Here is a 20681-nt window from a genome sequence, read left to right as displayed (position 1 = left end):
TTTCAAAAAAATTATACCACACCCAATTTCTCTTGTACTATACCCTTTTGCTTCATATTTATTAACATTTCGCTACAATTCTATTTCAATTATTGTCATACAGCATTTGTTTGCCATTCTCATCCATTTCGCTTACAATAAACAATAGCAAATAAAGAATCTCGTTATCACTGGGGGAGCCATGTCGCTGAGAGGGAACACTTCGTTCCGACCCTTCGAACCTGTTAGTTAATGCTAACGCAGGGATTGTGCAAACGTCCGAAATACATACCTCATTTTTATTTACGTATTTCGTATCCTCCTATGATATCTATTCTTTTTTGTACAACTTGGATTTAGGGGGAGACAACATGCGTAACACCAATTTACAAGCGATGATCGAATCTGCTATTCTTGCAGCCTTCGCCTTGGTCATCGACATTTTACCACTTTCAATCAAAATATCAGCAACAGGCGGTTCCATTTCATTTGCTATGATTCCTATTTTTATTATCGCATACCGCTGGGGCTTCAAAATGGCTTTCTTAGGAGGCTTAATTTGGGGATTATTACAAATTGTCGTAGGCGATGCCATTATCGTCACACCAATTCAAGTATTAATTGAATACTTTGTTGCTTTCGCATTCATTGGATTTGCTGGTTTATTCTATCGTCCAATTCAAAAGGCGCTTTTAGCGTCAAATGAAAATAGCGAAGAACAATCAAATTTAGGTAGCCGTAAAGACAAACCTTCATCAAAACCAAACCAAGGAAAGAAAGTAATTGGATACATTATCGTCGCTACTTTTATCGGTAGTCTAGCTCGTTACTTCTGTCACTTTATCGCTGGTATCATTTTCTGGGGACAATATGCACCAAAAGGCCAATCGGCTTTCCTATATTCTTTAATATTTAACGGTAGTACAATGATTGGTTCCTATATTCTATGTACCGTTTTACTTATATTTTTATTTATCACTTCACCACGCTTATTCAAAAGCATCAGTGCTTATCAAATGAATACACAAAAAAAGGGCGCTTAATGAGCGCTCTTTTTTCATATCGTAATATCAATTAAAAATACAATAAATGCGCAAAAGAAAATAAATACCATTATACTTAGCCAATTGCTATGCACGGTTCATCGACTCCTTACATAACCTCATATTCTAAACAAATTATACTGATTAAAAATAAAGATTAGGTAAAGATAATATGAAAATAATTTAAAAAAACGTAGATCATATTTTCTACGCTTTTTTCGGTAAATAGAAATAAAATAACACACCATCTTCTGTATTTCCTGCCCCATATTCAGTATCATGTAGTTCTAAAATATTCTTTGAAATGGCAAGCCCAAGCCCCGTCCCACCTTGTGAACGCTGACGAGCTGTATCCACTCGATAAAAACGATCCCAAATTTTATCTAATTGTTCTTCTTCAATGTGAGTACCTTTATTTTCAATGCACACTTTTATACGATCCTTCTCATCTATTGTAGAAATAATAATATCTTCTTTATTTGGTGTATAACGTATGGCATTCGTAATGAAATTCACGATGACTTGTTCAATCCGGCCTTGATTTGCAATCACTTCAAATGAACATATATTTTTATGAACACGAAGCTCTTTTTTCTCTATTTCCACAGATAGATGTTCACATATGTCTTCAATTACTGTATCAATATAAAACGAATCCTTTTTCATTTTATATGTACCAGATTCAAATTTAGCTAACTCAAGCATATCCAAAATTAACGTATCCATTTTGTCTACTTCTCTCTCCATCGCCTGAAAATAATAATCCTTTTTATGCTCAGCTACCCCGTCTTTTAAAATAGAAATACAGCTTTTCATAATACTTAGCGGTGTTTTTAATTCATGTGAAACACCAGAAATGAATTCTTTTCGCGTCTTTTCTAACTTTCTTTCCTTTTCAATATCTTCTTCTAACTGCCCAATATGCGAATGGAGTTTATTTGATAGCACATTAATATTTTTCGATAAATCTCCAATTTCATCTTTTGAAGTAATGGGTATTTTTTCTGTAAAATCTAATTGTGCTATTTTCTTCGTCGTATCATTTATTTTTAATAATGGTTTTGCAATTTGTTTTGAATAATAAAACGAAGCTAAAAAAATAAGAACGACTACAAATGCAATGATATAGATGTAATAATCTTGCACCATTTGTACAGCTTCATCTACGGGCTGTAAAGAAGCCATCGCATAAATATATGTTACTGATCCATCTTTTTCTTTTATTGGTTTCATTAATAATTTATATTTTATATCATTCTTTTCATAGTCCATTGTCTTTGTTGAATACTCTATTTGATTACTCTCTTTTAGTAATACATCCGTTTGAAATTCTTTTATACTATCCAAAAATAAAGTATTTTTATAAATTGGATTCACAGGACCTTTTACATCTGGAAACTGTACTTTTGTAACAAACCCACCTATGTAAGCATCTGGTTCTTGGGCAGCTTGCTCCTGAACAGCCGGCTTCTTTTCCTTACTTACTTGTTCCTCAGCTGCTTTCTTTTTCTCCTCATCTAATTTACTCATTTTCTCCTTAAATGCTTTTTCTAACGGTTTATTAGATCCACTTAAATTCTGCTTAGATAACGAGAAAGAGAATGGAATAAAACTATCTCCTTTTTTCACTCCAGAAAAATAAATTCCTTGGCCTAGAAACTGATCTGATGATTTATTATCAATCTCTTCTATATTGACGAGATTGTATAAAGGAATTTTGAATATTTGTTGTCCAAAGCTCTTTTGTTGCCTACGATCTATCGTTACTTCAAAATAAAAATCATCTGCATGTTTTAAATTCCCGTTGTTATCTAATGTCGTAATCCACGTATTATTTTCTCTTAAAAAGTCTTGCTCAAGTTTCTGAATTCCTTCTACGTTTCCTGTGTAGTTTAAATAATTCTTCTCAAAGGAATTTAAATTTACTTTAATATCTTCCACTTTTCGATTCGCATAATATTGTTTAAAAAATATCGTTTGTCCAATAAATATCGTCGCTAAAATCAACATACATAATGCTGTTGTAAGAGTAAATAATTTTAGTACAATTCCTTTTCTCATATATTCCCCTCAAATTTATAACCAGTTCGTACTACAGTTGTAATATACTTTGCTTTCTCTCCTAATTTATTTCTTAAATTACGAATATGACTATTAACCGTTCGATCATCGCCAGCAAATTCATATCCCCAAATTCTTGAAATGAGTTGTTCTCGCGTTAAAACGATTCCTTGATTTTTCATGAAATACGCTAATATTTCAAATTCTGTATGCGTTAAATTAATATCAGTTCGATTTACCGTAACAGTGCGCGACGGAAAATGAACGTGAATATCGTGGATTGATAATGTATCATCTTCATTCTCTAAAAGTTGCTTTGTCACTTTTCTGCTTTCTAACAACCTTTTCGCTCTTGCTAATAAAATTGGCGGACTATACGGCTTCGTCACATAGTCATTTGCCCCAAGTTCAAAACCAAGTAACGTATCGTCTTCATCTACGCGCGCCGTCAGCATAATAATAGGCACCTCAGACGTCTTCCTAATTCTTCGGCAAACAGACCATCCATCGAGTTCTGGCAACATAATATCTAAAATAACCAAATCAACCTCTTCTTCTTCAAATACAACTAAAGCCTCTTTCCCGTCCCTCGCTTCAAACACTACATATTGTTCACTTAAAAAATAATCTTTTAATATTTCACGTAATATGTCTTCATCTTCAACAATTAAAATGTTTTTTGACATAACTGATATATCCCCCTCCTGCTTTCAAAAACTATAATTTCATTTTGAATAACTGCCAGTTAACTTCGCCTCGATAATATATCTATCTGGTGCATCCCCTATATAATCAAATGGGTAACAAGTTGTCAGTGTTAATATCGGTTCTTCTTTTTTTATAATAACAGTACGATCATCCGCATGAGTAATCCATGTCTTTTGAATTTCATATGTGTACGTTTTATTATCATACTCTAAAACAAGGGTATCCTTTTCTTTCAACTCCCCTAAATCTGTAAATACAGTATCTCGATGTCCACTCAGTACAGTATGTCCCCCTCCAGATGGGGTTGTCGTTAAATTACTAACGAACATACCCACTCCTTTTTTCAAAGTCGTATCATCCGCTCCCCAATATATAGAAAACTTCTTCTTTATTTTTGGTATGTTTAACATCGCTACCTTTTCTCCTTCTTTATGTTCTGTTTGAGAAGAAGGCACTTGAGAAGTTACAGGTGTTTCACGAGAAAGTTGAGTATATTGTATATTTTTAAGACTCTTTATTTCTTCTGCCGTTAATTGCCCGGCAGAGCTTCTTCCTTTATACCATTCCACAGCATAATAGGATCCCATGAATAGCCCTATAGCCATCAATATGATACCGATATAATTGAGTAACTTCATTCTTCATTCCTCCATGCCAAAAATGGTAGGAGTAACCTACCATTTTTAATATATGAAATTATCCTATTCTTTATAGGGAAATATTTTATTTACGCTTTAATCTTATTGCGACGATTCAAACCAAATAATGTACCTACCGCTACAAGACATGCACTTAATCCCATCATTGCTACATTATTTGATGCTGTATTTGGTAATTTTTCACCTTGTACAACTGGCTTTGCTTCTTCTTTTTTAGCTACTTCATTCTTTTGCTCGGCTTTTATCGCTGCTTCTTTTTTGGCCATATCGTTTTTTAACTGTTCTTGCGCTATTCTCTTTTTCTCTTCTTCACTTTTTTTCTCAGCTTTTATTGCTTCTTCTTTTTTAGCCATATCATTTTTTTCTTGTACTTGTGTCGCTTGCTTTTTCTCTACTTCACTTTTTTGCTGTTCCTTAATTGCTTCTTCTTTTTTAGCTTTATCTTGTTGCACTTGCGCTTCTTCCTTTGTTACTGTTCCAGTATCTGCACTCGCTACTGAAGAATATCCTACTGCTAAAAGTGCCATTGCACAAATTGGTAATAGTCTCTTTTTCATTTTCATTCTCTCCTTATATTTTATTCACATCAACTCGCATCGGATGTATTACTAGAATAAGCAAGAGATATAAATATAAGATGCAGATGAAATATATTTCATTTAAAGATTTCATTGTAGAAAAAGAAAAAAACATCGCAATATGTACGATGTTTTTTCGGGTGTGTGTCTCAATTATTTACATGTTACTTTCGCGTGATTTGGAAGTAGAACGGGCCGGAGCGATAACTAATTGTCTCGGCTCAGTTTTCTTGAAGTGATTTTTGACGTTACACTTACGACGTTGAACAACCCACGCTTTAATAGGGTTTGTTAAAATAATCTTTTGCTCTTCGTTAGGGGTCTCTTCTTCAAACCTACAACTCTCGCTCCATTTATTCCATTTCATTGTAAATTTAGAAGAAGAATGATCATCTTCACGATCAAACAAGTGCAAAAAATCCATTTTTCCATCTAGCATTACGGTGTTACTAGTCGCTAAAAAAGAAAAGGTCGTCCAACGTTTCTCCATGCCCTCCTACTCCTTTTTCACATATAGAGTGCCTAAAACTTAATTTACCTAAAATATGCTTGCCTTTTACCTTACACCCATAGTTTATCCAAAATGCTATTATGCAACTATCGATTTGCCTTACAACTACCTTACATTTTTGTAAGAAACAAAAAAACCTTCACTCTATATAATGAAGGTTTCTTACTTTTTATCTATATGATCTCTCATATCATCAAGTCCAGCTTCTTTTAGCTGCGACATCATACCGTGCGAAATTGCTCCTAACACTAAAGTCATTCCAATTAATGAAATACGAATCGCAGGTACATCAATTACGTAAGCCAACAGGCCAAGAACAATTGTTAAAAGTAATGCTTTTATAAATGTTACACTTGTGTACTGTTTCTTCTTCATCATATTCACCCTTTATGGAAGCGTTTTCTTAATACACTTAGTATATCATATCATCAGATGATTTTGGCGTTATCTTTGTAAAAAATTACTATCTCCTTTGACTTTTTCTATTCTATCCTTTACAGTCGAAATGTTCGCAAGTTTTACACTGTAGGAGGATTACAATGAATATTAAAATAAAAGACACTTTAATTTCTGAAGAACAATTACAAGCAAAAGTTAAAGAATTAGCACTTCAAATCGAACGTGATTTTGAAGGAGAAGAAATCGTAGTTATCGCAGTATTAAAAGGTTCATTCGTATTTGCTGCTGATTTAATTCGTCACATCAAAAATGATGTAACAATTGACTTTATTTCTGCATCTAGCTACGGAAATCAAACAGAAACAACAGGAAAAGTGAAACTACTAAAAGATATCGACGTAAACATTACTGGGAAAAACGTAATTGTTGTAGAAGATATTATCGATTCTGGTTTAACACTTCATTTTCTAAAAGACCACTTCTTTATGCATAAACCAAAGGCACTCAAGTTCTGTACATTACTTGATAAGCCAGAACGTCGTAAAGTAGACTTAACAGCTGAGTATGTTGGCTTCCAAATTCCAGACGAATTCATCGTTGGATACGGTATCGACTGTGCGGAAAAATATCGTAACTTACCATTCATTGCTTCAGTTGTAACGGAATAATCGTATAACTTAAAAAATCGATAGTACATAAAATGGTACATAAAATGTATATCGGCGATTTTCAAAATATATCGACCGTAACTCAAATTATATCGGCGATTTTTTAAATATATCGACTTACCGACAATAACTGACAATGTTAGCACCCAATTAATAGGGAGAAGCTGTTCTAAAATACATGGGAACAGCTCCTTTCTTTCCATTTACAAACTACAGGGAGAGATGAAATATGACAAAGAAAAAATTTAAAAAAGTACTCCTCATCGTAAATCCGAAAGCTGGTCAAGGTGACTTACATACAAATTTAACGAAAATCGTACCACCTCTTGCCGCAGCTTTTCCTGATCTACATATCCTTCATACGAAAAAACAAGGTGATGCAACAAAATATTGCCAAGAGTTTGCTAGTAAAGTAGATTTAATTATCGTCTTTGGTGGTGATGGAACAGTATTTGAATGCACAAATGGCTTAGCACCTCTCGAAACTAGACCTACACTTGCAATCATTCCAGGTGGAACTTGCAATGACTTCTCTCGCACACTTGGTGTTCCGCAAAACATTGCAGAAGCAGCAAAACTTATCACAAAGGAACACGTAAAACCAGTTGACGTTGCAAAAGCAAATGAACAACATTTCTTAAACTTCTGGGGCATTGGACTCGTATCTGAAGTATCAAACAATATCGATGCAGAAGAAAAAGCAAAGCTTGGTAAAATCGGTTACTATTTAAGCACAATTCGAACTGTAAAAAATGCTGAAACATTCCCGGTAAAAATTACTTATGACGGACAAGTATATGAAGACGAAGCTGTCCTTGTCATGGTTGGAAATGGTGAATATCTTGGTGGTATTCCATCCTTTATTCCGAACGTAAAATGTGATGATGGAACACTTGATATTTTCGTAGTCAAATCAACAGGTATTCAAGCATTTAAAGATTACATCGGAAAGAAACTATTTGAAGACTCAAATGAAAATGACATCTTCCACGTAAAAGCGAAATCCATTCATATTGAAACGAAAGAAGAAAAAGAAGTAGATACAGATGGAGAAAGCTCGCTTCATACACCTTGTCACATTGAATTATTACCAGGACACTTTACGATGATTTATAATCCTGCGGTTGTATAATCAACACTTTATTATACTTTAATAATTACTAAACTTCGTATTTTTGCGAAAAATACAGTATAATTAATAAGTAAAAGGTTGTTAACAAAAAACGTTAACAACCTTTTTATTTTTTAAAAAAACTTTTCACTTTAGAGGAGCGATCACATGTATTGGAGAAAAAATGATAAGCCTGTAGAAGATCCCGAAGCAATAGCTGTATGGGAATGTACGGCAGAAGACTGCCTTGGATGGATGCGTAAAAATTTTTCATTAGAAGAAGAACCAAAATGTCCATTATGCAAAAATGATATGAATAGTAGCGAGCGTTTATTACAAAAGCTCTAATTCCTACTTTTCTCCACTTTAATTATTAAAATAAAGGATTATCTTTCTCCTTATCTACAAGATGTATTTCCTATATGTGAATCGAAAGAAAATAGATAATAGCGTAGAACATTGAAACAGAAAAGAGATGGTTTTGCCATCTCTTTTCTGTTTCAAATTACCCTTATCAAACCCTAGTTATGCACACCTAATTTTAACTAATAAAAACGAAAGACCTTATTACCATTTTTATTTACTAACAATCCTAAAATAAGAACGAACCGTCAACAAATAATAACCAATATAAATAACACTATACACACCGATGCTAATTAGTAACGGAAATGCAATTTCATACGGAAGTACTGTCGCTAATCCTGTTAGCGCAAATAAAGTGTGTAATATACCAACTACTAAAGGAATGAAGAAAATAAATCTCATTTGTTTTGCGATCGCTTTTTTCATTTCTTTTTTCGTGACACCTAGTTTTCGAAGAACGCTGTAACGCTCACGATCTGCATGTGCTTCTGTTAATTGTTTGAAATAAATAATAGACCCTGTTGCGAGCAAAAATACAAGCCCTAAGAACATACCACTAAACATCATTAAACCTGATATTTCAATACCATCACGGAAAATAGTATAGAAATCACTGAATTGTTCTTTACCTTCTGTATCTTCTTCCGGTATTAATTTCTTTAGTTTTTCTGTTAATACTTTACTATTTCTTTCATCTTTCACATCAATATTTTTCACAGTATGAGCTCCAATTGTCTTCTTCGCTTGCTCATACACTTCATCCGGAACGACAACTAGAAGTTCATATAAGTTTGTAATGTTTTTTGCTTGTACATCTTTCACTTGTACTGGTGCTACTTCTCCAATTTGAAATATAGCTTTTCGATTTTTATATACGCCGCTATCCCTCTTACCTTCACTGTACATACCATCAAATGCATACAATTCGTTGTTTTTTAAAGAAACGGTTTCTTCATTTAAATATTTTGCAATTTTATTAAATGATGACTGTGCGATAATTTCAGTTGTTCTTGAATGTAAACCATCTTTATTTGAAATATCATCCCCGTATTCACCTATCACTTTTACCGTCTCTAACTCATATTGATGAATGACTTCATTCTTTCCTTCTTTTAAAATCTCACTCACTTTACGATCCAATTCCATATCTGCCTTTTCATATGAATAACTAACTGGCTTATATTTTTTTGCTTGCATATATGTGTTGTAATACATTGTTACAGAAGTGCCAACTGCCGTTAACGTTACTGCGCTTAATACTGCAATTGTTGCTAACGATTTTGCATTTCCTTTAATGCGGTATAGTAACTGAGATGTCGTTACAATTTTCATTCCGTTATAAAATGAAGATTTTTTATTTCGCACTCTTTTTAATACAAAAACAGTAAAGAATTTAAATAATAAATACGTTCCAAGTACCGTGGCCAATATAATATAAAGTGCAAGTGGCATAAATTTATCGCTGCTCACATTTTTAATAGCCGTTACTGACAAGAAATAACCCGAACCAATTAATAATAAAGAAATGATAGCCATTATTTTTGAACCTTTTGGCATGACTTTGCCTTCGTTATCTGCACGGAATAGCTCGATTAACTTAAATTGATAAATAACACGGTATCCTTTAAATGATGTATATAAAATAATGAAACAAAAAATAACTGCTGTATCTATAATCGCTCCAATTGGCACTTCAAAATGAACATTTACATGTAGCTCTAACATATTTAAAAGTAGCTTTAGGAATCCTTTTGAAAGTAAACTACCAATTACAATTCCGATTACTAACGATGATAAACCCATTAACATATTTTCATAAAAAAGCATTTTACCTATTTCTTTTTTTCGAATACCAAGTAAAGAATAAAGACCTATTTCTTTCTTACGCTTTCGTGTAAAGAAACCATTCGAATATATAATAAATATCGCAACGAAAATAATGAGCATTACACTCGCAAGCTGGAATCCTCGTCCAATATTATCTCCAGCTTCGCTTATTTGTGAATTGTATTGCAGCGCCTTAAACGTAAAATAAATGACGATGCTAAAAATCATGGAAGCAAAGTATATAAAATAATCTTTAAAATTCCGTTTTATATTCCGAAGCGCGATGCTAGACAAGCTCATTTGTAGCACCTCCAGAAATTGAAGACATCATATCAATAATTTGTTGGAAGAACTGTTTACGTGTCATCTCTTTACGATGTAATTCTTTATACAACTTTCCGTCTTTAATAAATACAACGCGTTTACAATAACTTGCTGCAAATGCATCATGCGTTACCATTAAAATCGTTACACGATCTTTTTCATTTAATGTCTTCATACTTTCTAATAAATCTGTCGCTGACTTCGAATCAAGCGCACCCGTTGGCTCATCTCCAAAAATCATACTTGGATTTGTTACAATCGCTCTTGATGCTGCACATCGTTGTTTTTGCCCACCTGACGCTTCATACGGATATTGATTTAAAATATGATTTATTCCAAACTTCTTCGCAATTTCCTCAACGCGAGCTTCTACTTCTTTCGCCTTCACTTTGGATAAGGCCAGCGGCAAAGCGATATTTTCTCGTACTGTTAACGTATCTAATAAGTTATAATCTTGAAAAATAAACCCTAAATGATTACGTCGGAATAACGCCAATTCATCATCATTCATCTTCACAATATCTTTTCCATCAATTAAGATCTCACCCTTCGAAGCTGTATCAATGGTAGAAAGTACATTCAAAAGTGTCGTCTTACCAGAACCTGATGGTCCCATAATACCGACAAACTCTCCTTCTTTCACCTGCAAATGAATATCTTTCAACGCTTCAAACGTATTCCCACCTGTATCATATATTTTCGAAATTCCTTTCGCCTCTAACATTGTTTTCACCTATTTGTACCTCCTGTTATGATTCTTGCTGTTCTCTTTAAGCAACAGAATTCAGTATAGATACATTTTCTTAACAAATAGTGATGGGGTTTCTTAATATTTTCTTAAAAAGAAAAATCCAAAATCATAAGAATTGATTTTGGATTTAATATAGTTAAAATATTAAATTACATTTCGAACAAAAAGGAGCAGAATTCCCTTTTCTAATTTTCGTATCACATTTTGGACAATATACATATCGTTCTTCTATTTTTTGGCGTTCTATCATATGTAAAGATACTATCCTCATACTACACATAATCCCAATTAATATGAGACTAACAATGAGTAGCATCACTCTCACTCCTCCCTCTCTATTTTACCATAAAATAACAAACCCGATTCTCTCATCAAGAATCGGGTTTATACTTACAATCCTAATTTTCCCTTCGCACCGTCAGGAATTTTATCTATCGTTACTTGCACTTTATCATGTAAAAACTTTCCTCTTGTAAGCACATGCCAGTACGAACCTTTTTGTAATTCACCTACTCCATCAATCGTTACTTCTTTTTCTTTCCCATCCTTATCGTAAGCTTTCACCTTATATTCACGGCCTTTATTTCCGCCTAACTCTTTTCCATCATTATCAATAATTGCGTAATGATTCTCTATATCAAGGAATGGGTTCATCTGATCTAATAGCTTACTCCCACTTAATAAATATGCCGCCCCTGCGACGATAACAATCATTGCTCCCAAAATAAATCTTTTCATCTATATTCCGCCTTTCATTATGTTTTTATTTATGACATTTCTAAGTATAGGGCGTATTTCTTAATAAAAACTCGTACGGTTTCTTAACTTTTTCTTAATGTAACAGGGCTTTGCATCCGAACTTCAATAAATGAATCCATATTAATAATAAAAGGAGGCTTTCGCCTCCTTTATTTACTCATCACTGTATTTCTTTTTTGTCTATATAAATAAAACACACTCACAATCAATACAATACTTCCGCCAAAATACAAACCATACTCTATCGCAACTGCTACAATTCTTTCAATATGTTGTCCAAATAAAGAACCTAGCACAAAGTAAACGAGTGTCCAAACAAATCCTGTCGTATAAGAATACAAAGCATACGTCTTAAATGACATGTTATTCATTCCAACTAAATACGGCACGATATGTCTTACAACTGGTATGAAATAGCTTGTAACTAACGCGTACTGTCCGTATTTATCAACCATTTCTTGTGATTTTATTAAATACTTCGCTTTTTTCTTTTTCATCAATTTATGGAGTACCTTCGTGCCAAATACCTTCCCTAATATATATCCTAAAGAAAGCCCTGATACAACACCTAAATATGTTAATACAAATGAAGGAACAACACTTAATATACCTACTGAAGATACGAAACCACCACTCATAACAATCATTTCATCTGGAATTGGCATACCGATAATACCTAACCATAAACAGAAAAATAATGCCCAATAACCGTATTGCTCGATATAGGATAATAATTCATGTAATTCCATTATGCATACGCTCTCCTTAGTTCTTTTTTGCAACTAAAGACGTAGGCTGGCGGGAAATTGAGCCATACTTTTTCTAGTGTAATTTCAGGGAAGAAATGCTGTATAAACCCTTTTTTCACAAGTGAATATTGAAATGTAATGAACTCACCATTCTCATGTATCGCTTCCATCGCATTGCTTAAAATGCGCTTTGAAACTTCTTCTGGTAAAGAAGTGAAAGGCAACCCTGATAAAACGTAATCAATGCATTCTATATTGAGCTCCTCCATATACTTCTTTATATTTTCAGCTGAACCGTGTACAACAATGACATTCTGCTCATCTTTAAACTTTCTTTTTAATTCTTTGAAAAATACTTCATTAATTTCAATAAGAAGAAATATTGTTTCCTTCTTTTTTCTCTTCATAATCTCTTTCGTAAAAACCCCTGTGCCAGGCCCTAACTCTACAATACATTTCGCTTTATTAAAATCAATTACATCGACCATTTTCTTTGCTAATATTTTTGAACTTGGCGCAATTGCACCAGTATGTTTTGGATGCTTTATAAATTCATGTAAAAATGTAATGAGCTGCATGTAAACCTCTCCTCATTCGTTCGATAGTTTTTAACTTGTGTCTAAGTATAACTATCGTTTCTTAATAAAAATTGAGGAAGTTTCTTAAGATTTTATGAAGAATAAAAAAAACAGCTATCGCGTGTAGCGATAGCTGCCCCTTATTACTTCGCACTCACGATCTTATAATAAGAACGAACCGTTAAGAAGTAATATCCAATATAGATGACACCGTATACTCCAATACTAATGAGAAGCGGAATCATAATTTCAAATGGTAATATGTTCCCTAAACCTTTTAATGCAAACAAGCTGTGCAGGATTCCGATTACTAACGGAATCGCAAAGATAAAGCTTACTTGTTTTGCAATAGCTTTTTTCATTTCTTGTTTTGTGACCCCTATTTTGTGAAGTACAACATAACGCTCACGATCAGCATTTGCTTCTGTTAATTGTTTAAAGTAAATGATAGAACCTGTTGCTAGTAAGAATACAAGTCCTAAGAACATTCCGATGAACATCATTAATCCTGTTCCTTCAAGCCCCATATGGAAACCAGTGTAGAAATCTCTAAATGATGGCACCATTTCTGATTCACCAGCTGGCATCACTTTTGTTAATTTTTCTGTTAACACTTTACTATCTTTTTCATCTTTTACATCAATATTTTTTACAACGCGTGTTCCAAATGCTTGCTTCGCTTGTTCATACATTTCATCTGAAACGACAACAACTAATTCACCTAAATTTGTAATCGCAACGTCATTTGCACCTTGGATTTTTAATTGCTTCGTTTCGTTTCCAATTTGGAATACTGCTTTGTTTCCTTTATATTGTGGACTAAACTCATGTCCTTCAATATACGAACTATCATATATAAATGCTTCATCAGCAGCTACATTCACTGTTTCTGCGTCGATTTTCTTAGCAAGCTTATTAAATTCAGATTGAGACATAAATTGATATTTCTCTGAGATACTGTAGTTCATATTAAAGATGAAATCAACTTTATCTCCTTCAAACTTCCCTTTTACAGGAACTGTCTCAATTTCAAATTGATCTTTAATCGGATGATCTTTCTTCTCTTCTGCAAAAATCGCATTTACTTTCTTATCAAGCGCTGCATCTTTTTTCTCATAAGAATAGCTATATGGTGCAGCAACTTTTGATTGCGTAAATGTGTTGTAATACATCGTAACTGACGTACCAACCGCTGTTAATGTTACCGCACTTAAAATAGAAATTGTCGCAAGTGATTTTGCATTTCCTTTAATACGATATAGTAGCTGCGACGTCGTTACCATATTCATACCGTTATAAAACGCTGACTTATTATTTCTTGCACGTTTCAATACAAATACTGTGAAGAACATAAACAGTAAATAAGTCCCTGCTACTGTCGCTAATAAAATGTATAATGCAACGACCATAAAGTCTGCATATTTAACAGCCTTCATGAACATTAATGCTAAAAAATAACCTGAACCGATTAAGACAACTGAAATTAATGCCATAATAACTGATCCTTTTGGCATTGCTTCTCCTTCACGTTCGGCGCGGAAAAGTTCAATTAGCTTAAATCGATAAATTAAACGATATCCTTGAAGTGATGTATATAAAATAATCACAAAGAAAATAAGTGCTGTATCAATAATGGCAGCCATCGGTACTTCAAAATGAACATTTAAGTTTAATCCCATCATGCTTACTAGCAGTTCAAGGAATAATTTTGAAAGGACACTACCAATCGCAATACCGATAATTAAAGACATTAATCCCATTAACATATTTTCATAAAAGAGCATTTTACCAATTTGTCTTTTACGGATACCTAATAACGAATATAAGCCAACTTCTTTTTTACGTTTACGTGTAAAGAAACCGTTCGAATATATAATAAACACTGCTACGAAAATGATAAGCATCACACTTGAAACTTGGAACGCTCCGCTAATTTTTTTTGAAGCTTCTGCAGCTTTTTCCATTTGTGAATTGTATTGCAGTGCTTTAAATGTAAAATAAATAACGATACTAAAAATCATAGATGCAAAATATACAAAGTAGTCTTTAAAGTTCCGCTGTATGTTGCGGAGGGCAATGCTAGATAAGGTCATCAGCCATACCCCCAGAAATAGAAGACATTACATCAACAATTTTTTGGAAGAACTGTTTACGCGTCGATTCACCGCGGTGCAATTCTTTATATAGTTCACCATCTTTAATGAAAATAACTCGTTTACAATAACTTGCTGCAAATGCATCATGCGTTACCATTAAAATTGTTGAGTTATCATATTCGTTTAACGACTTCATACTTTCAAGTAAATCTGTTGCAGATTTAGAATCAAGCGCTCCAGTTGGCTCGTCTCCGAAAATCATACTTGGATTCGTAACGATTGCACGTGATGCTGCGCAGCGCTGCTTCTGTCCACCAGATACTTGATATGGGAATTGACTTAAAATATGATCAATACCGAATTTCTTTGAGATTTCAAGAACGCGGCGATCAATCTCACTCGCTTTCACCTTTGATAATGCAAGTGGTAAAGCGATATTCTCTTTCACTGTTAACGTATCTAATAAGTTATAATCTTGGAAAATGAAGCCTAAATGATCGCGGCGGAATAATGCTAACTTATCATCATTCATTTTCACAATATCTTTTCCATCAATTAAAATTTCACCGTTCGTCGCATTATCAATTGTAGAAAGAACATTTAGTAAAGTCGTCTTACCAGAACCAGAAGGTCCCATAATTCCAACGAACTCACCTTCTTTTACTTGTAAGTTAATACCTTTTAACGCTGCAAATTTATTACCACCCGTGTCATATACTTTTTCAATATTTTTTGCTTCTAATACTGTTTTCATCTCGACATCCCTCATTTCTTCTATTCTCTATTTTCAACTATATACACTCTCTACTCTTGCCACTATCGATGTTTCTTACACAAACATGACAGTTATGTAAGGCACATAAGTAAAGAAATCAAAAAGTTAACGTAATGAATTAAAGTACTTTGTTACTATAACATTGGGATATCATACCATCCATTCATTCTCCTTACAGGAACATTACAATTTTGTAAGGTAAAAAATGCACCTACAAAGTTGTGCACGAAATGTCGGATGGAGCTATTTCGTTCCTGCTATTCTATGTACAGAGGAGGTCATAATATGGATTCACTTAAAAATATGAATGCTGCAATGCAGTATATCGAAAACAACCTTACACATGAAATTGATTTTAAAGAAGTCGCAAAAATAGCTTACTGCTCCGAATATCATTTCAAGAGAATGTTTTCTTTTTTAGCTGGCATATCACTATCAGAATATATTCGCTTTAGACGTCTTACTCTCGCTGCCTTTGAACTAAAAAACAACAATGTAAAAGTCATTGATATCGCTATAAAATATGGATACAACTCACCAGATTCATTCGCTCGTGCATTTCAAAACTTGCACGGTATAACACCTTCAGAGGCCCGAAATAGTAGCCATTCTTTGAAGGCTTATTCACCAATGACCTTCCAATTATCCATTCAAGGAGGAAATGAAATGAACTATCGAATTGAAGAAAAAGAGCCCTTTCGAATTATAGGTATTACAAAACGAGTACCAATCGTTTTTAACGGTGTAAATGAAGAAATTGCTTCTATGTGGAAAAGTTTAAACCCAGAGTCTATTCAAACATTAAAGTCACTTTCAAACATGGAACCGAATGGAATCATTAGTGCTTCTACTAACTTTTCTGAAGGAAGAATGGAGGAAAAAGGAGAACTTGATCACTATATTGGCGTAGCCACAACAAAGGATTGTCCAGAGCAGTTTAAACAACTCGAAATTGCTGCTTCCACATGGGCTATATTCGAAGCTGTCGGTCCATTTCCTGATGCACTACAAAATGTATGGGGACGTATTTATTCTGAATGGTTCCCTTCTTCGAACTATGAACTAGCGGAAGGACCAGAGATATTGTGGAATGAACAGAAAGATATATCTTCTCCAAACTTTAAAAGTGAAATTTGGATACCGATTTTGAAGAAGTGATAAAAAAACAAAGCTGCTCTTCCCTAAAAGGAAAAGCAGCTTTATTTACATTTTCAACTCTTCTTTATAAATGCTATATGACTTTATTGTTGATACGATAATGCATATTAATATAATTCCAATCCCCATAAAAATATTAAATGGATCTGGAAGCAAAGCCCCGGCATATATACAAAGTGAACCTATTACAAATACTCTCGAAGCAAATCTATGTGTTTTTCTCCAAACTACAGGATTTTCTAATGTCCAGTCCATTCGAATGCCTACTAACCCGTTCGGCTTCGTTTGTTGCATGTAATTACCTAGTACAAGAAACAATGTTCCAAGTCCAAAATTAAATGCAATTGAGCCCGATGCAATATAATTAGACGCTGCTAATAGTGCAAATATGTTACATCCAAATCCGATAAAGAGAATGGCATAATTAATCGCTGAAAGAACTTTGGATTGCTGTGTAGACTTATCTTTTATGAATCCAAAAACTAGCCATATCATATAGAGCACTACCATACTACCTATCGAGAATGAACTTGCTTCTATTTTAGAAAAATATCCATCTACTACTCCTGCTGCATTATAATGGCGTGGAATTTGTTCTGGTAAATATGGTCATACAATATACCATCCAATTGCAATGCCAATAATTAAACTCCATGCTAATACGTGTCTTTTCATCCTCTCTCCCCCATAATTTTTTATTAGGCCCCTATTTCTTTTTTGTAAGCAATATATGAATATCCCATCGTTAATCCTACTGCACCAATAATAATTCCAACCATTACGAAAGATTTCCACGTTACTGGTGCAAAAACACTTAAAATCATAATGATCCCCAATGCAACAAACACCTTTCCGCTAAAACGGTGTGTCTTTCTCCATACTTCTTCGCTACTTAACGTCCACGGCGTTTTTATACCTACAAAATAATTTGGTTTACATTGTGGTAAATAGTTTCCGATGACTATAAATAAAATACCCACTAATAATTCCGGCACGCGATTAATGAATAAATTGTATCCTAATCCACTTGTAATAATATCTATATTCCCTACAAATAGTAGCAGTAATATCCCGTTATTCATCATCATAAAAGCTTTAGAAAACTTCTCGTAGTTTGCTTTCTTTGGATCAATCTTTGGTAACACGTTTAGAAAAATATATAAAACAATCATAATTCCAACCATAGAAAGCATTCCATACAATTTAGAAGAATATCCATCTACTTTACCGCCGCTCCAATGCGTTGCAATTGTATCCGGTAAATGTGGCCAAGCAAACGCCCAAGCTAAACAAGTTATAACAATTAATAAGATTGCAAAAAGATGCTTTTTCATTTCCCCTCTTCCCCCTTATTCGTAAATGTAAACACCCAAGTCAATAAATCTTGAAAGACCGTTGTATTTAAAGAGTACACAACGAATTGCCCTTTCTTTTCATCTTGAATAAGTTCAGCATTTTTAAGTGCGCTTAAGTGGTGTGAAATACTGGGTTTTGTCATATTAAAATGTTCAGCAATCTCACCAGCGGTTAGATCACCTTCTTTTAATAAGTCTAAAATTTTTCGCCTTGTTGGATCTGCTAATGCTTTGAATGCTTGATTCAATGTCTTTCTTCCTTTCGATAATTAGACATTTAGATATTTATCTAAATGTTAAAATGATTACCGTTATTTGTCAATTGTATCCAGCGCCCTTTTTACTTTTCTCACTTTTAACCTATACTGTTTACTAGCTTATCTTTCAACATAATGAAAAGACTTGAAACACATGATACACTATAGCTACAATTGTTTTTTTGAGGAGGAATATACATATGTATAAAATTTTAATCGTTGAAGACGATCCAAATATTTCATCATTACTGCAATCTCACATTCAGAAGTACGGTTATGAGGCTGTGGTAGCGGAGAATTTCGATGATATTATGGAATCGTTTAACGCTGTGAAACCACATCTTGTTTTACTTGATGTAAACTTACCGAAATTCGATGGTTTCTACTGGTGCCGTCAAATTCGTCATGAATCTACTTGTCCAATTATTTTCATTTCAGCTCGTGCTGGTGAGATGGAACAAATTATGGCAATTGAAAGCGGTGCGGATGATTACATTACAAAACCGTTCCACTACGATGTTGTAATGGCGAAAATTAAAGGACAATTACGTCGTATTTACGGTGATTATGCACCAAATATTTCTGAACGTATCGTTGAAGTAGAAGGTTTAAAACTATTCCCAGAACGTCCTGAAATTCACTTCGGATCTGAACAAGTTCTTTTAACGAAGAAAGAAGCTATTTTAGCTGAAATGTTATTATCTAAATTCCCTCGTACAGCGAGCCGTGAAGATTTATTAGCTGCGCTTTGGGATGACGAGAGCTTCGTTGAAGAAAATACATTAAACGTAAACATTACGCGTCTTCGTAAAAAGTTTAATGAGCTTGGCATTGAGAACTCTATTGAAACAGTACGTGGACTTGGATATCGCTTTAACGCAACTTGGAGTGAATAAGCATGAAGCTATTTTTACGTGATCATTTTGCATTTTTCCTACTGTACGTTTTAAACTTCGGTATCATTTTCGTTCTTTATGATGCAGTAGATGGATTTCAAAACAATAAATTTTACTTCGTCGTTTTAAGTTTATATTTATTTATTTGTTTCCTCGCTTACCGTTACGTTCGCAATCGTAGAATGTACCATAGATTAAGTGAGCAACCAGAAAAAATGGAAGATGCGTTTATTGAAAGAGCGACTGCTCCGATGCCTCACGGTGTCAATGAACTCGTGCGTACGCAGTACCGCCTCTTCCAAAAAGAACTACAATCGTATGAAGTAAAACAACAAGAACATCAACTATTCATTAACCATTGGGTACATCAAATGAAGACACCTGTTTCTGTTATGCAGCTTATGGTGCTAGAAATGGAAGACGAGCATTTAATTCCAAAGTTTAAAAAAGAATTAGAGCGTCTAAACCAAGGGCTTGATATGGCTTTATACATGGCTAGGTTAAATAACTTCCATGAAGATTTCCATGTCGAGACGATTTCATTAAAAGATACGGTAACAAAAAATATTAATGGATTAAAAGAACTATTCATTCGTAATGGTGTCTTCCCTGTTTTAGAAGTCCATTCTGATTTAAAAGTTGCTTCTGATGCGAAATGGCTAAAATTTATCATCTATCAATTAATGACAAACGCTGTTCGTTACTCCGGTGAGCGCGGAAAGAAAGTTTTCTTATCTGCTTACCGGAACGGAAAAGATATTATTTTAGAAGTTCGTGATGAAGGTGTTGGTATTCCACAAGAAGATATTCGAAGAGTATTTGAACCGTTTTACACTGGGAAAAACGGTCGCGCCTTCGGAGAATCTACTGGTATGGGACTTTATATTGTAAGTAAAATTTGTGATTATTTAGGTCACTCTGTCAAACTAGATTCTGAAGTTGGTAAAGGAACGACGATTAAAATCATCTTCCACAACGCTGCAAATAATCAAGCAGAACATACGGAGAAGGTGACCGAAGCATGATCGTAACATATGCAAGCAAAATGTATGAGAACTCACTCTCATACATTT

The 20681-nt window shown here is 33.9% G+C and carries 23 protein-coding genes, 1 pseudogene and 1 riboswitch; of the genes and pseudogenes, 7 read left to right on the top strand and 17 right to left on the bottom strand.

Annotation, left to right across the window (positions count from 1 at the left end; all coding sequences use genetic code 11):
* Positions 1 to 162 precede the first annotated feature (162 nt).
* Positions 163 to 264, top strand: a riboswitch (TPP riboswitch).
* A gap of 86 nt (positions 265 to 350) precedes the next feature.
* Entirely contained in the window at positions 351 to 1022 is a 672-nt protein-coding gene (locus CQ064_RS04170) for an energy-coupled thiamine transporter ThiT (protein ID WP_001246567.1), read from the top strand.
* Positions 1023 to 1229: 207 nt separating this feature from the next.
* Here CQ064_RS04170 and CQ064_RS04165 read toward each other — a convergent pair whose 3' ends face one another.
* From CQ064_RS04165 to CQ064_RS04140, 6 genes are all read right to left on the bottom strand, one after another.
* Positions 1230 to 3083: a sensor histidine kinase gene (locus CQ064_RS04165; protein ID WP_001225360.1), complete on the bottom strand. Its 1854-nt coding sequence runs from the start codon at positions 3081 to 3083 to the stop codon at positions 1230 to 1232.
* The gene (locus CQ064_RS04160; RefSeq protein WP_000041862.1) at positions 3080 to 3769 is read right to left on the bottom strand and encodes a response regulator transcription factor; all 690 of its coding nucleotides are present in this window, start codon (positions 3767 to 3769) and stop codon (positions 3080 to 3082) included. The genes CQ064_RS04165 and CQ064_RS04160 overlap by 4 nt, the downstream gene beginning before the upstream one ends.
* A 39-nt stretch (positions 3770 to 3808) precedes the next feature.
* On the bottom strand, positions 3809 to 4429 hold the full coding sequence (locus CQ064_RS04155) for a class D sortase (RefSeq protein ID WP_000771598.1): 621 nt from the start codon (positions 4427 to 4429) through the stop codon (positions 3809 to 3811).
* Between the two features lie 89 nt (positions 4430 to 4518).
* Positions 4519 to 5007, bottom strand: coding sequence for an LPXTG cell wall anchor domain-containing protein (locus CQ064_RS04150; RefSeq protein WP_000746706.1), 489 nt, complete (start codon positions 5005 to 5007; stop codon positions 4519 to 4521).
* A gap of 178 nt (positions 5008 to 5185) precedes the next feature.
* Positions 5186 to 5518, bottom strand: a complete 333-nt coding sequence (locus tag CQ064_RS04145; RefSeq protein WP_000415617.1) for a hypothetical protein — start codon at positions 5516 to 5518, stop codon at positions 5186 to 5188.
* 183 nt (positions 5519 to 5701) lie between these two features.
* On the bottom strand, positions 5702 to 5917 hold the full coding sequence (locus CQ064_RS04140; RefSeq protein ID WP_002001286.1) for a hypothetical protein: 216 nt from the start codon (positions 5915 to 5917) through the stop codon (positions 5702 to 5704).
* A 161-nt stretch (positions 5918 to 6078) separates the two neighbouring features.
* On the opposite strand from CQ064_RS04140, the gene hpt reads away from it, so the two are divergent.
* The 3 genes from hpt (at position 6079) to CQ064_RS04125 (ending at position 8065) form a co-directional block, all read left to right on the top strand.
* Positions 6079 to 6606, top strand: coding sequence for a hypoxanthine phosphoribosyltransferase (gene hpt / locus CQ064_RS04135; protein WP_001022028.1), 528 nt, complete (start codon positions 6079 to 6081; stop codon positions 6604 to 6606).
* A 229-nt stretch (positions 6607 to 6835) separates the two neighbouring features.
* Positions 6836 to 7738 (top strand): diacylglycerol/lipid kinase family protein, encoded by a 903-nt coding sequence (locus CQ064_RS04130; RefSeq protein ID WP_000162590.1) that lies wholly within the window; start codon positions 6836 to 6838, stop codon positions 7736 to 7738.
* 147 nt (positions 7739 to 7885) lie between these two features.
* Positions 7886 to 8065, top strand: a complete 180-nt coding sequence (locus CQ064_RS04125; protein WP_000289925.1) for a cold-inducible protein YdjO-related protein — start codon at positions 7886 to 7888, stop codon at positions 8063 to 8065.
* 228 nt (positions 8066 to 8293) lie between these two features.
* Here CQ064_RS04125 and CQ064_RS04120 read toward each other — a convergent pair whose 3' ends face one another.
* The 8 genes from CQ064_RS04120 to CQ064_RS04085 form a co-directional block, all read right to left on the bottom strand.
* A complete protein-coding gene (locus CQ064_RS04120; protein ID WP_000059443.1) occupies positions 8294 to 10210 on the bottom strand; it encodes an ABC transporter permease in 1917 nt (638 codons plus the stop codon).
* Positions 10197 to 10967, bottom strand: a complete 771-nt coding sequence (locus CQ064_RS04115) for an ABC transporter ATP-binding protein (protein WP_000855627.1) — start codon at positions 10965 to 10967, stop codon at positions 10197 to 10199. The genes CQ064_RS04120 and CQ064_RS04115 overlap by 14 nt, the downstream gene beginning before the upstream one ends.
* Positions 10968 to 11121: 154 nt before the next feature.
* A complete protein-coding gene (locus tag CQ064_RS04110) occupies positions 11122 to 11301 on the bottom strand; it encodes a hypothetical protein (protein WP_000924675.1) in 180 nt (59 codons plus the stop codon).
* A 74-nt stretch (positions 11302 to 11375) separates the two neighbouring features.
* Positions 11376 to 11723 (bottom strand): YxeA family protein, encoded by a 348-nt coding sequence (locus CQ064_RS04105; protein WP_000819383.1) that lies wholly within the window; start codon positions 11721 to 11723, stop codon positions 11376 to 11378.
* Positions 11724 to 11893: 170 nt separating this feature from the next.
* Positions 11894 to 12493 carry a DedA family protein gene (locus CQ064_RS04100; RefSeq protein ID WP_000418942.1) on the bottom strand — a complete coding sequence of 200 codons (600 nt, stop codon included), beginning with the start codon at positions 12491 to 12493 and terminating at the stop codon, positions 11894 to 11896.
* Complete coding sequence (locus CQ064_RS04095; RefSeq protein ID WP_001176065.1) at positions 12493 to 13071, bottom strand: class I SAM-dependent methyltransferase; 579 nt, start codon at positions 13069 to 13071, stop codon at positions 12493 to 12495. Before CQ064_RS04095 ends, CQ064_RS04100 begins: the two co-directional genes overlap by 1 nt.
* 143 nt (positions 13072 to 13214) lie before the next feature.
* Positions 13215 to 15164: an ABC transporter permease gene (locus tag CQ064_RS04090; RefSeq protein ID WP_000176133.1), complete on the bottom strand. Its 1950-nt coding sequence runs from the start codon at positions 15162 to 15164 to the stop codon at positions 13215 to 13217.
* A complete protein-coding gene (locus tag CQ064_RS04085) occupies positions 15151 to 15921 on the bottom strand; it encodes an ABC transporter ATP-binding protein (protein ID WP_000859655.1) in 771 nt (256 codons plus the stop codon). The genes CQ064_RS04090 and CQ064_RS04085 overlap by 14 nt, the downstream gene beginning before the upstream one ends.
* Positions 15922 to 16227: 306 nt before the next feature.
* On the opposite strand from CQ064_RS04085, the gene CQ064_RS04080 reads away from it, so the two are divergent.
* On the top strand, positions 16228 to 17100 hold the full coding sequence (locus tag CQ064_RS04080) for an AraC family transcriptional regulator (RefSeq protein WP_000377711.1): 873 nt from the start codon (positions 16228 to 16230) through the stop codon (positions 17098 to 17100).
* Positions 17101 to 17145: 45 nt separating this feature from the next.
* On the opposite strand, the pseudogene CQ064_RS04075 reads toward CQ064_RS04080, so the two are convergent.
* The 3 genes and pseudogenes from CQ064_RS04075 to CQ064_RS04065 all read right to left on the bottom strand — a co-directional run bounded on the left by CQ064_RS04075 (position 17146) and on the right by CQ064_RS04065 (position 18703).
* Positions 17146 to 17775, bottom strand: a pseudogene (locus tag CQ064_RS04075) (SdpI family protein).
* A 23-nt stretch (positions 17776 to 17798) separates the two neighbouring features.
* The gene (locus tag CQ064_RS04070) at positions 17799 to 18434 is read right to left on the bottom strand and encodes an SdpI family protein (RefSeq protein ID WP_000716359.1); all 636 of its coding nucleotides are present in this window, start codon (positions 18432 to 18434) and stop codon (positions 17799 to 17801) included.
* Positions 18431 to 18703, bottom strand: a complete 273-nt coding sequence (locus CQ064_RS04065; protein ID WP_001070531.1) for an autorepressor SdpR family transcription factor — start codon at positions 18701 to 18703, stop codon at positions 18431 to 18433. Before CQ064_RS04065 ends, CQ064_RS04070 begins: the two co-directional genes overlap by 4 nt.
* A 209-nt stretch (positions 18704 to 18912) precedes the next feature.
* Between CQ064_RS04065 and CQ064_RS04060 the strand changes: the two genes are divergently transcribed.
* Both CQ064_RS04060 and CQ064_RS04055 read left to right on the top strand, forming a co-directional pair.
* On the top strand, positions 18913 to 19608 hold the full coding sequence (locus CQ064_RS04060) for a response regulator transcription factor (RefSeq protein WP_000276738.1): 696 nt from the start codon (positions 18913 to 18915) through the stop codon (positions 19606 to 19608).
* Positions 19609 to 19610: 2 nt separating this feature from the next.
* Complete coding sequence (locus tag CQ064_RS04055; RefSeq protein ID WP_000765341.1) at positions 19611 to 20633, top strand: sensor histidine kinase; 1023 nt, start codon at positions 19611 to 19613, stop codon at positions 20631 to 20633.
* The last annotated feature ends 48 nt before the right edge of the window (positions 20634 to 20681 follow it).

It is taken from the genome of Bacillus sp. MYb78 (assembly GCF_002975115.1).
GTDB classification, from domain to species: Bacteria; Bacillota; Bacilli; order Bacillales; family Bacillaceae_G; genus Bacillus_A; species Bacillus_A cereus.
This window is presented reverse-complemented; position numbering and strand designations above follow the sequence as displayed.

Excerpts from the sequence above, each read along its gene's own strand:
- CQ064_RS04170 (WP_001246567.1), top strand. The coding sequence starts at position 351 with ATGCGTAACACCAATTTACAAGCGATGATCGAATCTGCTATTCTTGCA.
- CQ064_RS04165 (WP_001225360.1), bottom strand. The coding sequence starts at position 3,083 with ATGAGAAAAGGAATTGTACTAAAATTATTTACTCTTACAACAGCATTA.
- CQ064_RS04160 (WP_000041862.1), bottom strand. The coding sequence starts at position 3,769 with ATGTCAAAAAACATTTTAATTGTTGAAGATGAAGACATATTACGTGAA.
- CQ064_RS04155 (WP_000771598.1), bottom strand. The coding sequence starts at position 4,429 with ATGAAGTTACTCAATTATATCGGTATCATATTGATGGCTATAGGGCTA.
- CQ064_RS04150 (WP_000746706.1), bottom strand. The coding sequence starts at position 5,007 with ATGAAAAAGAGACTATTACCAATTTGTGCAATGGCACTTTTAGCAGTA.
- CQ064_RS04145 (WP_000415617.1), bottom strand. The coding sequence starts at position 5,518 with ATGGAGAAACGTTGGACGACCTTTTCTTTTTTAGCGACTAGTAACACC.
- CQ064_RS04140 (WP_002001286.1), bottom strand. The coding sequence starts at position 5,917 with ATGATGAAGAAGAAACAGTACACAAGTGTAACATTTATAAAAGCATTA.
- hpt (WP_001022028.1), top strand. The coding sequence starts at position 6,079 with ATGAATATTAAAATAAAAGACACTTTAATTTCTGAAGAACAATTACAA.
- CQ064_RS04130 (WP_000162590.1), top strand. The coding sequence starts at position 6,836 with ATGACAAAGAAAAAATTTAAAAAAGTACTCCTCATCGTAAATCCGAAA.
- CQ064_RS04125 (WP_000289925.1), top strand. The coding sequence starts at position 7,886 with ATGTATTGGAGAAAAAATGATAAGCCTGTAGAAGATCCCGAAGCAATA.
- CQ064_RS04120 (WP_000059443.1), bottom strand. The coding sequence starts at position 10,210 with ATGAGCTTGTCTAGCATCGCGCTTCGGAATATAAAACGGAATTTTAAA.
- CQ064_RS04110 (WP_000924675.1), bottom strand. The coding sequence starts at position 11,301 with ATGCTACTCATTGTTAGTCTCATATTAATTGGGATTATGTGTAGTATG.
- CQ064_RS04105 (WP_000819383.1), bottom strand. The coding sequence starts at position 11,723 with ATGAAAAGATTTATTTTGGGAGCAATGATTGTTATCGTCGCAGGGGCG.
- CQ064_RS04100 (WP_000418942.1), bottom strand. The coding sequence starts at position 12,493 with ATGGAATTACATGAATTATTATCCTATATCGAGCAATACGGTTATTGG.
- CQ064_RS04095 (WP_001176065.1), bottom strand. The coding sequence starts at position 13,071 with ATGCAGCTCATTACATTTTTACATGAATTTATAAAGCATCCAAAACAT.
- CQ064_RS04090 (WP_000176133.1), bottom strand. The coding sequence starts at position 15,164 with ATGACCTTATCTAGCATTGCCCTCCGCAACATACAGCGGAACTTTAAA.
- CQ064_RS04085 (WP_000859655.1), bottom strand. The coding sequence starts at position 15,921 with ATGAAAACAGTATTAGAAGCAAAAAATATTGAAAAAGTATATGACACG.
- CQ064_RS04080 (WP_000377711.1), top strand. The coding sequence starts at position 16,228 with ATGGATTCACTTAAAAATATGAATGCTGCAATGCAGTATATCGAAAAC.
- CQ064_RS04070 (WP_000716359.1), bottom strand. The coding sequence starts at position 18,434 with ATGAAAAAGCATCTTTTTGCAATCTTATTAATTGTTATAACTTGTTTA.
- CQ064_RS04060 (WP_000276738.1), top strand. The coding sequence starts at position 18,913 with ATGTATAAAATTTTAATCGTTGAAGACGATCCAAATATTTCATCATTA.
- CQ064_RS04055 (WP_000765341.1), top strand. The coding sequence starts at position 19,611 with ATGAAGCTATTTTTACGTGATCATTTTGCATTTTTCCTACTGTACGTT.